This window comes from Kitasatospora sp. NPDC091257 (assembly GCF_044757675.1).
GTDB classification, from domain to species: Bacteria; Actinomycetota; Actinomycetes; order Streptomycetales; family Streptomycetaceae; genus Kitasatospora; species Kitasatospora lactacystinica.
This window is the reverse complement of the sequence record NZ_JBIVVI010000122.1, coordinates 1-11955: the sequence shown is the minus strand read 5'-3', so window position 1 is coordinate 11955 and position 11955 is coordinate 1. Positions and strand designations below refer to the sequence as shown.

The window sequence follows — 11955 nt, the reverse complement described above, 5'->3', positions numbered from 1 at the left end:
CCCTCCAGGAAGCGGACGTCCTCGTCGTTCAGGTAGACGTTGACGAAGCGGCGCAGCTCGCCGCCCTCGACCAGGCGGGCGGCGATGCCCGGGTGTCGTCCATCGCGAAGGTCCGCACCCGCCCGCGCTCGCTCCACGGCGTCTCGAATCGTACGGTGACCCTCCCGACGCCACTGCCCTGCACCCAGCCTGGTCCGTACTCCGCGTGCCGGACGTCCTGCCCGGGCATCCAGCGCCGCACCACGACGGCCTCCGGCTCCTCCGCGGCCTCCTCGGTCTCGGCCGCCGCCTCCGCGTGCTCCGCGGCCTCCTCCCGCAGCGCCTGGGCGAACAGGTCCTCCTGGGTGTAGTCGGCGAGTTGGGCGACGCCCACGCCGAGCAGCCGGACCCCGCCGGTGATGTCGACCTGCTCGGCCAGCCGGCGCGCGGTCGCGGTGATCACCGTCTCGTCGTCGGTGGGCCCGCCCAGCGTCTCCGAGCGGGTCAGCGTCGAGAAGTCGAACCGCCGGACCTTGAGCACGACCGTCCGTCCGGAGCGCCCGGCCGCCCGCAGCCGCCGCACGCACCGCCCGGCCAGCGCCTCCACCTCGCGCAGCACCCGCTCCCGGTCGGCCAGGTCCACCTCGTAGGTGTCCTCCACCGACACGGACTTGGCGTCCTGGTCGGCGATCACCGGCCGTTCGTCCAGCCCCGTGGACATCTGGAAGATCCCCGCGCCGTGCGCCCGCCCGACCAGCTGCACCAGCTCCGCCTCCCCCGCCTCCGCGAGGTCGGCCACCGTGTTCAGCCCGGCCCGGCGCAGCACCTGCTCGGTGGCCGGCCCGATCCCGGGCAGCGCCCGCACCGGCATCGGGCCGAGCACGGCCCGCTCCTGCCCGGGCTCGACCATCACCAGCCCGTCCGGTTTGGCCTGCTCGGAGGCGATCTTGGCCATCAGCTTGGACCCGGCCGCCCCGACCGATCCGGTCAGCCCGGTCAGCCGCTGGATGTCCGCCCGCAGGTCCTCCGCCAGCGCCAGCACCAGCCGCTCGCCGGTCTCGTGGTCCGCCTCCAGCAGCGCCGGTCCGTACGGACCGGCCTCCAGGTCCACGAAGGCCTCGTCCAGGCTGAGCGGCTGCACCAGCGGGGAGAGCTGCCGCAGCAGCCCCATCACGATCTCGCTGTTCTGCCGGTAGGCCTCGAACCGCCCCGACAGGAAGGCGGCGTTGGGGCAGAGCCGGCGCGCCTGCGCCATCGGCATCGCCGAGTGCACCCCGAACCTGCGCGCCTCGTACGAGGCCGTGGAGACCACCCCGCGTCCGCCGAGCCCGCCGACGACCACCGGCTTGCCGCGCAGGCTCGGCTTGGCCGCCTGCTCCACCGCCGCGAAGAAGGCGTCCATGTCGAGGTGGATGATGCTCGGCAGAGATCGCACCCGCCGATCATCGCGTACGGGTCCGACAGTGCGTGCGAACCCGGCCGGACGGCCCGCGCCCGGGGGCTACCGCTTCGCCGCCTCCGCCAGCGCCTTCGGGATGCCGTCCTCCTGGGGCCCCAGGAACAGCGGGTCCGGCCGCAGCCAGGCGTTGGCCGCCGCCTTGCCCGCCCCGGCGACCTCCCGCAGCCCGCCGTACAGCCAGGTCGCGTCGTGCAACTCGGGCACCCCGACGGCGTAGGAGCGGATGCCCGCCGCCTCGCACAGGGCCAGCGCGCGGCGGACGTGGAAGTCCTGGCTGACCAGCACCGCGTGGTCCACCCCGAAGATCCGGCGCGCCCGGGTGCAGGAGTCCCAGGTGTCGAAGCCCGCGTAGTCGCGGACCACCCGGTCCTCGGGCACCCCGTGCTGGGTCAGGTAGGTGTACATCGCGTCGGGCTCGTCGTACTCGACCCGCCCGTTGTCCCCGGTCACCAGGATCGCCTGCACCTTCCCCTCCCGGTACAGGTCCACCGCCGCGACCAGCCGGTGCTCCAGGTACGCGGAGGGCTTGCCCTGGTACAGCCCGGCGCCGAAGACCACGGCGACCGGCGCGGAAGGTGCGCTCTCCACCGTGCCCACCCGGTCCCCGGCGGCGAACCACACCCAGGCGCTCGGCGCCAGCGCGAGCGAGCAGAGCACCGTTCCGACCTGGAACACCCTCCGCTGCGTCTGCCGCTGCCGCAGCCGCGTCCTCAGCAGCCCGGCCCTGCGCCGCAGCAGCCCCGATATCCCGGTGCCGACCTCCACGTGCCCTCCCTCGATCCCGTCAACCAGGCAACACGACGAGGCCGCGGGTCCGAACGGTTCCCCGTCCGGGCCCGCGGCCCCGTCGAACGCCTGCTCAGACCGCCCGGTTGCGCCGCTGGGCCAGCTCGTCGGCCGGGTCGTGCCCGACCAGGGTCTCGCCGGTGTCGGTGCGCTCGGCGTGCAGCCGGCCGAGGGTGAGTTCCAGCTCCCGCCAGACCGCTCCCACCGCGATGCCGAAGACTCCTTGACCGCCCTTCAGCAGGTCCACCACCTGCTGCGGCGTGGTGCACTCGTACACCGTCGCGCCGTCGCACATCAGCGTCAGCCCGGCCAGGTCGGCCTGGTCGGCGGCCTGGAGGTGGGCGACCGCCACCCGGATGTTCTGCAGCGAGACACCCGCGTCGAGCAGCCGCTTCACGATCTTCAGCAGCAGGATGTCGCGGAAGCTGTAGAGCCGCTGGCTGGTCGACGGGTACGCGGTGCGGACGCTGGGCTCCAGCAGTCCGGTGCGGGCCCAGTAGTCCAGCTGGCGGTAGGTGATGCCGGCCGCCGCGCAGGCCGTCGGGCCGCGGAAGCCGAGCAGGTCGGACGTCGGGGCCAGCCGCTCGATGGCCGGCTGGCCCGGTTGTACGGCCGGGAACCTGCCCATCCGGGGGAGATCCGTGACGGTGCGAGCGGTGCGCGGCATGTGCACGGCGCACCGGCCTCCTGCGGCCGCGTCATCGCCGGTGCTGCTCATGCCTGCCTCCGTCCACTTGTGCTGCGGGCAACCCGACTGCGGGCATCGGCCACCCGGACAGCCACTCCTGACGGTAGGCAGTCCCCTATGACCCGTCAACGATCGCCACGCCGGGTCAGACAAACCACATCACTCAGGAGAGTGGTTTTTCGTGCCCCTAGTGTGGGTAGATGGACGGATTTTGGCAAAACGGTCGGCCACATGGCCGCACGGCCGGTCCCCGCTACTGCGGACCGCTGCCCCCGAAGTCCTCGGGCGACACCTGGTCGAGGAACTCGCGGAACTTCTCGACCTCGTCCTCCTGCTCGTCCGGGATCGCGATGCCCGCCTCGGCGAGCACCTCCTCGCTCCCGTAGATCGGCGTGCCGGTGCGCAGCGCCAGCGCTATGGCGTCGGACGGCCGGGCGCTCACCTCGACCCCGCCGGAGAACACCAGCTCGGCGTAGAACACGCCCTCCCGCAGGTCGGTGATCCGCACCTCGGTGAGCTGCTGGCCGAGCGCCTCCAGGACGTCCTTGAAGAGGTCGTGCGTCAACGGGCGCACCGGCGTCATGCCCTGCTGGGCGAAGGCGATCGCGGTCGCCTCGCCGGGGCCGATCCAGATCGGCAGGTAGCGATCTCCCCCGACCTCCCGCAGCAGCACGATCGGCTGGTTGGAAGGCATCTCCACTCGGACACCCACGACGTCGAGCTCATTCACACACGCAACCCTATGGCTCCGCTCCCGGATATGAAAGCGCAGAGCCGACGCCGCTGGTCAGCGCGGTGCAGCCGGTGCCGCCGAAATACCACGGCCGCTATCCGCGGGACCGCAGACCGGCCTGGACCATCGCCGCGTGCAGCCGCACCGACAGGGTCGCGAGTTCCCGGGCGGTGGCCTCCGCGTGCGCCCTGGTCTGCGGGTTCCGGTGCCGGCGCAGCGGCGCCACCACCTGCTCCACCAGCGCGATCTCGCGGTCCGCCGCGGCCTTCATGGCGCGCAGATGCCGGGGCTCCAGGCCGTACCGGCCGAGCTCCGCGACCAGTCGGGCCACCTGGAGCGCCTCGCCGTCGTAGCCGCCGTCCGGGCCCGCGGCGACCAGCCCGTAGGACTCCCACTCGGCCAGCTCGGGTTCCCCCGCCTCGGCCGCCGCGAGCAGCTCGGCACGCCCCAGCCGGACGCCGGAGGGCACCTCGCCGGCGGCCACCAGCTCCCGGTCCGCCTCCTCCAGCGGCCCGGGCCGGGTGTCGGCGGCGGAGGGCAGCGCGGGAGGGTTCTCGCCGCGCTCGATCGCGTCCAGGTGCTCCCGGATCACCCGCAGCGGCAGGTAGTGGTCCCGCTGCATGCGCAGGACGTAGGCCAACCGCTCGACGTCGGCCGGGCTGAACTTGCGGTACCCCGAAGGCGTGCGCTGCGGCTCGACCAGCCCCTCCGCCTCCAGGAAGCGGATCTTGGAGATGGTGACCTCGGGGAAGTCGTCGCGCAGGAAGGCCAGCACCGCGCCGATGCTCAGCAGTTCGTCACCGCCGCGCCGCCGCCCGGCGGGCCGCTCGCTCCGGAGCGGCTGCCGCGGGCCCGCGACCACCCCGCGCCCGCCGCGGTCCGCCTGCGGACCGGACGGGATGGGGGTGGCCGCCCCGAGAGAAGAGGAAGGGGTATTCGTATTCACTCGGGCTCCTGCCGACGTCGCTTTCAGTACCCCCGGTTGTGGCCGGCGAAGAACACCAGCCGGTACTTCCCGATCTGCACCTCGTCGCCGTTGTTCAGCGACACCTCGTCGATCCGCTCCCGGTTCACGTAGGTGCCGTTGAGGCTGCCCACGTCCGCGACGCTGAAGCCGGCCGGGGTGCGGCGGAACTCCACGTGGCGGCGCGAGACCGTGACGTCGTCCAGGAAGATGTCACCCTGCGGGTGACGACCCGCCGTGGTGATGTCCGAGTCCAGCAGGAAGCGGCTGCCGGAGTTCGGACCGCGCTGCACGATCAGCAGGGCCGAGCCCGGCGGCAGCGCGTCGATCGCCGACAGCACCTCGGCCGACAGGGCCGGCGTGGCGCCGGTGCCGGTCGTGGTGGTGGGGTCGTACGACTCCAGGCCGGAGATGGAGATGGTCGACGTGGTCTCCGCCGCCCCCTCCGGGAGCAGGCCGCCGCGCAGCGCCGTGCCGCAGTTGGAACAGAACCGGGCCGAGGCCGGGTTCTGGTTGCCGCACCTGGGGCACGGAGTGGGGCCAGCCATGTTCACAGCCTCCTGGCGCGGCACACCCGACGGGTTGTGCCCGGCGTACGGATCCGGGGCAAACCCTCCACCAGAGGTTGAGGGTCCTGACGGGAAACCTATGCGCGGCTCACCGGAGGGGTCAACCGACGCGCCGTAGCCCGCCGGATTCCCCGCGTACTGGGCGGCGCCGCCGTCCCGGTACAGCTGCTGACCTGCGTACGGCGCGGCCTCGGGGGCCGGACGCATGCCCGGCACTGCGGGCTCGTCCTCCGGTCGGCGGTGACGCGCGGTGGGCGCCTCGACGGCGGCCGCGTCACGGCCCTTGTTGCGACCGAACAACTTCGAGAAGAAACTCACGGGCGAATCCCCTTGCGTGTGACAGACCCGCCCGCGGGGCAGGGTGAGAACCTCGGACATGCTGCGAGCCCGGTCGTTGCGGCTCGGGATCGCCGGAGCGGTACTCCGGCGGTCGGTACTGCGGTTGTTGCTCCGGAGCGTACTGGTGCGAACCAGTCTCGCCCATGCGACGGCGGCGTCCCCCGGCGGGTGCCGCCCGCCCTTGACGGGCCGTTCGTCGGGCGCCCCGTCACTTCGGAGCCGGCTTGGCGTACTGCGGCGACTTCGGGTCCACGAGGGCGTCGACGACCACCTTCTGCTGCTGGGCGATCGTCGCCCGCGCCTGGTGGCTCTCCAGCGTGCGGACGACACCTCCCGGGATGTTCAGCGCGGGTGTCAGATCCTGCGGGTTCCCCACGACCGTGAAGCGGTAGGGCTGCGAGACCTTCTTCCCGTCGATCTGCACTCCACCGCCCGACAGGTCGGTGAAGTAGGTGTTGACCACCACGCGCACGTCGTTGATCTGAATCGCCTCCGCCCCCGCCGCTCGAAGTTCTTGCAGGGTGTCCAGCAGCATATCTGCCTTCACCTGCCCTTGGGGATCATCGACCGTGAGTACGATGCCCGGACCAGTGGCTTTGACGGTACCGGCGAGCACACCGAGCTCCGTCACCTTCTTCCTGGTCTGCTCCTGGGCCTCCTTGGCCTGGTTGGAGCTGTTCTCCAACTTCGCCAGGGACTGCTCCAGCTCCGCCTTCTCCTGCTGGAGACGCTGCTGACGGCTGTCCAGTTCGTCGAGGATCCGCACCAGGTCCTCCTGGCGGGCCCCGCGCAGCTGGCTGTGGTGGTCGTTGGTCGACCGCACCTGGATCGCCAGCCCCAGGCCGAGCGAGAACAGCAGCAGCGCCACCACCAGCTGGCCGCGCGACAGCCGCGGCGGCCAGAGCGCCGCCTTCAGCCGCCGCCGGCCGGTGTTCCGGTCCGAAGCGGGCTCGGGCTCGGGCGCCGCTTCCGGCTCGGCCTCGGGCTCGGACTTGGGCTCGGCCTCGGGCTCGGACTTGGGCTCGGCCCCAGGCGCGGGTACCGGCTCGGGCTTCGCCTCGGCGACGGGCCCGGCCTTCGCCTCCGGCGTCGTGCCGGCTGTCATCCCGGCCACGGGTGGCGGCCCGACGACCTTCGTGAGCCGCAGCGTCGGCTCGGGCGCCGGATCGGCCTCAAGCTCAGCCTTAGCGTCAGACTTCTCCTCCGGGGCCTCCTCGGCGGCGGTCCCCGCGGCCGAGGAGGCGGCCACGGCCGGGTCCTCCGAGCCTTCCGGGCCGGACTCCCCGTCCGCCTCCGGCCCGGGGGTGCCCACGGCCTTCTCGGCGGGCTTCACGGCCGCCTTGACACCGACGACCTCCCGAGGTTCCCCGCCCGGCTTCCCGGCGGCCGGACCGACCGCCGCCGCCTCCGGCTCCCCCGCCACCGCCTCCTCGCGGCGCGGCTCAGGCACGGAAGACATGGCGCCGGATCGCGGCCGCGTTGGAGAAGATGCGGATGCCGAGGACGACGACCACACCGGTGGACAGCTGCGAGCCGACCCCCAGCTGGTCACCAAGGAAGACGATCAGTGCCGCGACCACCACGTTCGACAGGAACGAGACGATGAACACCTTGTCGTTGAAGATCCCGTCGAGCATCGCCCGGACACCGCCGAACACGGCGTCCAGCGCCGCCACCACCGCGATCGGCAGGTAGGGCACGACGGCGTCCGGCACCTCGGGTTGGACGAAGAGGCCGACGACCACCCCGATCACAAGACCCAGTACGGCAATCACGGTCTGGCTGCTCCTGTCCCTGTCGTGGTCTTGGTGGGTCCGGTCGACGGACGCCGCTTGGTGGTGGGAGTGCCGCCGGGCCCGGCCGACGAGGCCGATGCGGAAGACGGGGCCGATGGTGAGACGGACGCGGCGGGGCTCTCCTGGGTTCCGGATCCGGTCGGCGGCGTACCGCCCGGAGTCGTCGGGGAGGCCGCGGGCGAGGTCTCGGGCGTCACCGGCTGCGCGGTCCGCAGCGTCACCCCCACCGCCGCCGGCAGCGTCAGGTTCTTCTGCACGGAGAGCGTCGACTTGATGCCGTACTGCTCCTGGAGCAGCCGCAGGTACTGCCCGGCCATGTCCTTCTCGAAGGCGGTGAGGAGCTTCGAGCCGTCCCCGACCGCCTGGATGCTGTACGGCGGCACCAGCGGCCGGTTGTCCACCAGCACCGCCTCGCCGGCGGCCCGGATCGCGGACAGCGCGGTCAGCCGCTGGCCGTTGATCGCGATCGCCTCGGCCCCGGATCCCCAGAGGCCGTTCACCACCAGCTGCAGGTCACGGTCCCGCAGCCGTCCGCTGTTGGAGAAGCCCTGCCCGGCCCGCGGGTCGACGTTGCCGCCGGCGCCCGTGCCCGTGGCGTCCTCCAGGACCAGCTTCAGGCCCGGCCCGGCGACCGGGCCGAGGCCCACCGCCCCGCTCAGCCCGCCGGGATCGCCGTCCCCCGAGGCGAGCGCCTGCTGCTGGGTGCTGTCGACCTTGAGCCGCAGCTCCTGCACCTGCTTCTGCAACTGGTCGGCCGAGGTGTTGCTGTCGTTGATCCGGTGGATCAGCGCGTCCCGCTCCTTGGCCAGCGACGGCTCGGCCTTGTGGGCGTTCACGGCGCCCACCGTCACCACCCCGCCGACCAGCGCCAGCCCGGCGCCGAGCGTGAGCAGCCCCTGCCAGGTGCCGGGTATCCGGCTGTCGCGGGCTCCGCCGCGCGCGGCGGCCGCCTCCGCATAGCCCTCGTCGAGGCTGTGGTCCATCACATTGGTCAGCAAGGACATCGAGGCGTCCGGACGGTTGTACCGTCCGTTCGGGGCACTCGGTGTCGGCGTCGCTGGCATGGAGACCATCGTCCCACGCCGCCGACGGGCCCCGTGCACGGCCCCTGAGCTGCACACACGCTGCACACATGACGGAAAGTGACGGATTGCTCCGAACAGTGTGAAAACGGACAGCGGGGCGCACGAATCACAGCGTGCGCCCCGCCGTTCGAGGCAGTTCCGAGCCTCAGGCAGTGCTCAACCCCGGACGCTCACCGCCCCGCTCCGTCGACCACGGCCGCCCACTCGTCCAGCAGCGCCTCGGTGGCCTCGTCATCCGGGCCCTCCGCCCACAGGTGGGTGACCGCCTCGGCCGGGTCCGGCAGCACCAGCGTCCACCGCCCGTCGGCCTCGACCACCCGGACGCCGTCGGTGGTGTCCAGTCGACGGCTGCCGGCCGCCTCCACCACCGAGCGCATGACCATGCCCTTGGCCGCCCACGGCGTCGCGATGTCCCGGCGCCGGATGTGCGCCTGCGGAATCCGCGCGTCGATCTGGCTCAGCGTGAGCTGGGTCCGCGCCACCAGGCCGACCAGCCGGACGAACGCCGCGGCGCCGTCCAGCACCCCGCTGAACTCGGGCACCACGAAACCGCCGCGCCCGTCCCCGCCGAACACCGTACCCTCGGCGGAGGCCGCCTTCGCGAGGTCGTCCGGCGTCGTCGTGGTCCAGATGACCTGGGTGCCGTGGTACGCCGCGACCTGCTCGGCGATCCGGGTCGTGGTCACCGGAAGTGCCACCTGTCCGCTGCGCCGCTCGGCCGCGACCAGGTCCAGCAGCACCAGCAGCGCCCGGTCGTCGTCGATCACCCGGCCGAGCTCGTCCACGAACGCGACGCGCTCGCCCACCGGGTCGAACCGGACGCCGAAGGCCGCCCGCGAGGAGGCGACCAGCTCGCCCAGCCTGGCCAGCCCGGCCCTGCGCTCCTCCGCGTCCTCCGTCGGCCTGGCCTCGTCCAGCCCGGTGGAGACGGTCAGCGCCTCCACCCCGAGCCGGCCGAGGATGCTCGGCAGGACCAGGCCCGCGCTGCCGTGCGCGGTGTCCACGACCACCTTCAGCCCGGCCTCCCGGACCCCGGTGGTGTCCACCGTCCGCAGCAGGTTGCCCGCGTAGGAGTCGAAGACGCTGGACGGGAAGGTCAGGTCCCCGATCTCCCCCGGGAACGCCCGCCGGTACTCCTGACGTGCGTAGACCCGGTCCAACTTCCGCTGGCCCGCCTGCGAGAGGTCCGCCCCGCGCTCGTCGAAGAAGAGGATGTCCAACGAGTCCGGCACACCCGGCGTGGTCCGCAGGAAGATCCCGCCGGCGCTCCCCCGGGCCGTGTGCTGCCGGGCCACCGGCATGGGCACGTTCTCCAGGTCGCGGACGTCGATCGCGGAGGTCTGGAGCCCCGAGATCATCGCCCGTTTGAGCGCACGCGCACCACGCGAGTGGTCACGCGCGATGGTGACGGTGGCGCCCTTCTTCAGCGTCGTCGCGTACGCCCCCGCCAGCCGCACGGCCAGCTCCGGGGTGATCTCGACGTTCAGGATGCCCGAGACGCCGCGCACCCCGAACAGGTGCTCCTGACCGCGCGACTCCCAGATCACCGAGGTGTTGACGACGGCGCCGGCCTCGATGGTCTTGAACGGGTAGACCCGGACGTTCGCCCCGATGATCGACTCCTCGCCGACCAGGCATTCGTCCCCGATCACCGCGCCGTCCTCGATCCGCGCGGCCCGCATCACATCGGTGTTCTTGCCGACCACGCAGCCCCGCAGGTTGCTCTGCGGCCCGACGTAGACGTTGTCGTGCACCACCGCCCTGTGCAGGAACGCGCCGCGCTTGACGACCACGTTGCTGCCCAGCACGGTGTGCTCGCGGATCTCCACCCCGGCCTCGACCTTGGCGTAGTCCCCGATGTACAGCGGCCCGCGCAGCACCGCGTCCGGATCCACCTCGGCGCCCTCGGCGACCCAGACGCCCGGGGAGATCTCGAATCCGTCCAGCTCGACGTCGACCTTCCCCTCCAGGACGTCGGCCTGGGCCTTGCCGTAGCTCTCGTGGGTGCCCACGTCCTCCCAGTAGCCCTCGGCGACGTAGCCGTAGACCCGCTTGCCCTCCTTCAACAGCTGTGGGAAGACGTCACTCGACCAGTCGACGGACTCACCCGCCGCCACGTAGTCGAAGACCTCGGGCTCCATCACGTAGATGCCGGTGTTCACCGTGTCGGAGAAGACCTGCCCCCAGGTCGGCTTCTCCAGGAAACGCTCGACCCTCCCCTCGTCGTCCGTGATCGTGATGCCGAACTCCAGTGGATTCGGCACTCTCGTGAGACAGACGGTGACCAGAGCGTTCTTGCTGCGGTGAAAGTCGATCAATTCCGAGAGATCGAAGTCGGTCAGCGCGTCACCGGAGATCACCAGAAAGGAATCGTCCTTGAGCGCGTCCTCGGCGTTCTTGACACTCCCCGCAGTGCCCAGTGGCGTCTCCTCGTGGGCATAGGTCAGATGCATGCCCAGCTCTTCGCCGTCACCGAAATAGTTCTTGACCAGCGACGCCAGGAACTGCACGGTGACGACGGTGTCGGAGAGGCCGTGCCGCTTCAGCAGCCGAAGCACGTGCTCCATGATCGGCCTATTGGCGACCGGAAGCAGCGGCTTCGGCATGCTGGAGGTCATCGGGCGGAGTCGGGTGCCCTCGCCCCCTGCCATTACAACGGCTTTCATTACGGGTGCGTCCTCCTTCGCGGTGGTGGACCAACAGGTCCATCAAAGCGTTCCAGAAGGTTCTCTACCCGGAAGGTATCGTCCGACGCACCGATGAGGCGTGGGGCTTCTCTCAGATCACGTCTCAGACTGTGGACGCGGAGCCCGCGGTGCTCGCCCGGACGATCCGCCGCGCCTGAACCGCGTAAAGAATCGCGGCCCACCAGTACAGCGTCGCCCCCCACCAGATGAACGCCCAGCTCACCACCTCGGCCGGCCGGGCGATCCAGCTGTCCACGCTGCCGAGCAGCAGAAGCGGAAAGGCGTACATCAGATTGAAGGTCGCCGCCTTGCCCAGGAAACTCACCTGGAGCGGTCCGTAGCCGTGCCGGTTCAGAATCGGCAGCAGCGCGGCGATGAATACCTCGCGGGCCAACAGGATCGCGGTGAGCCACCACGGCAGAATCTCACGCCAGGTCAATCCGACCAGCGTGGACAGCACATAGAGCCGGTCGGCCAGCGGATCGAGCAGCTGCCCCACCCGGCTGATCTGCCCCCACCGCCGGGCGAGCTTCCCGTCCAGGTAGTCGCTGATCCCGCTCAGCATCAGGATCAACAGCGCCCAACCGTCATTGTTGGGCCCGTCGAACACCGGCCACAGAATGAGCCAGAGAAAGAGCGGAACACCGACCAGCCGGCCCATGCTCAGCATGTTGGGGATGGTGAGGACGCGATCGGTCTGGACCCGCGTCTCCTGGACCTCCACCCGGGGGCCTCCTGTCCCGTGCTACGACAATTGCATGTTGACCCTACAACAGAGAAGCCCCCGACCGGTTCACCCGGCGGGGGCTTCTCTAGAATAATTGTTCGGCGGCGTCCTACTCTCCCACAGGGTCCCCCCTGCAGTACCAT

General features: G+C 71.3%; 11 protein-coding genes. All 11 read right to left on the bottom strand.

The genetic code is table 11. From position 1 onward, the window contains the following. Window positions 1–28 precede the first annotated feature (28 nt). The 11 genes from ACIQOV_RS08495 to ACIQOV_RS08445 all read right to left on the bottom strand — a co-directional run bounded on the left by ACIQOV_RS08495 (window position 29) and on the right by ACIQOV_RS08445 (window position 11809). Window positions 29–1414: a DNA polymerase IV gene (locus ACIQOV_RS08495; RefSeq protein WP_401046374.1), complete on the bottom strand. Its 1386-nt coding sequence runs from the start codon at window positions 1412–1414 to the stop codon at window positions 29–31. A gap of 66 nt (window positions 1415–1480) precedes the next feature. Continuing rightward, window positions 1481–2203, bottom strand: coding sequence for a vancomycin high temperature exclusion protein (locus ACIQOV_RS08490; protein WP_401046371.1), 723 nt, complete (start codon window positions 2201–2203; stop codon window positions 1481–1483). 94 nt (window positions 2204–2297) lie between these two features. Next, window positions 2298–2942, bottom strand: a complete 645-nt coding sequence (locus ACIQOV_RS08485; protein WP_401046369.1) for a MerR family transcriptional regulator — start codon at window positions 2940–2942, stop codon at window positions 2298–2300. Window positions 2943–3165: 223 nt separating this feature from the next. Beyond that, window positions 3166–3642, bottom strand: coding sequence for a bifunctional nuclease family protein (locus tag ACIQOV_RS08480; protein WP_224276619.1), 477 nt, complete (start codon window positions 3640–3642; stop codon window positions 3166–3168). A 97-nt stretch (window positions 3643–3739) separates the two neighbouring features. Continuing rightward, window positions 3740–4435: a MerR family transcriptional regulator gene (locus ACIQOV_RS08475; protein ID WP_359915026.1), complete on the bottom strand. Its 696-nt coding sequence runs from the start codon at window positions 4433–4435 to the stop codon at window positions 3740–3742. A 179-nt stretch (window positions 4436–4614) separates the two neighbouring features. Continuing rightward, a complete protein-coding gene (locus tag ACIQOV_RS08470; RefSeq protein ID WP_359915009.1) occupies window positions 4615–5496 on the bottom strand; it encodes an FHA domain-containing protein in 882 nt (293 codons plus the stop codon). A gap of 229 nt (window positions 5497–5725) precedes the next feature. Continuing rightward, window positions 5726–6622, bottom strand: coding sequence for a DUF881 domain-containing protein (locus ACIQOV_RS08465; protein ID WP_401046377.1), 897 nt, complete (start codon window positions 6620–6622; stop codon window positions 5726–5728). 337 nt (window positions 6623–6959) lie between these two features. Beyond that, entirely contained in the window at window positions 6960–7292 is a 333-nt protein-coding gene (locus tag ACIQOV_RS08460) for a small basic family protein (protein WP_030062488.1), read from the bottom strand. Beyond that, on the bottom strand, window positions 7289–8317 hold the full coding sequence (locus tag ACIQOV_RS08455; protein WP_401046367.1) for a DUF881 domain-containing protein: 1029 nt from the start codon (window positions 8315–8317) through the stop codon (window positions 7289–7291). The genes ACIQOV_RS08460 and ACIQOV_RS08455 overlap by 4 nt, the downstream gene beginning before the upstream one ends. Before the next feature lie 251 nt (window positions 8318–8568). Then, window positions 8569–11064, bottom strand: a complete 2496-nt coding sequence (locus ACIQOV_RS08450; protein WP_401046365.1) for a sugar phosphate nucleotidyltransferase — start codon at window positions 11062–11064, stop codon at window positions 8569–8571. Between the two features lie 124 nt (window positions 11065–11188). Further along, window positions 11189–11809, bottom strand: a complete 621-nt coding sequence (locus ACIQOV_RS08445) for a CDP-alcohol phosphatidyltransferase family protein (protein WP_401046364.1) — start codon at window positions 11807–11809, stop codon at window positions 11189–11191. Window positions 11810–11955: the final 146 nt, after the last annotated feature.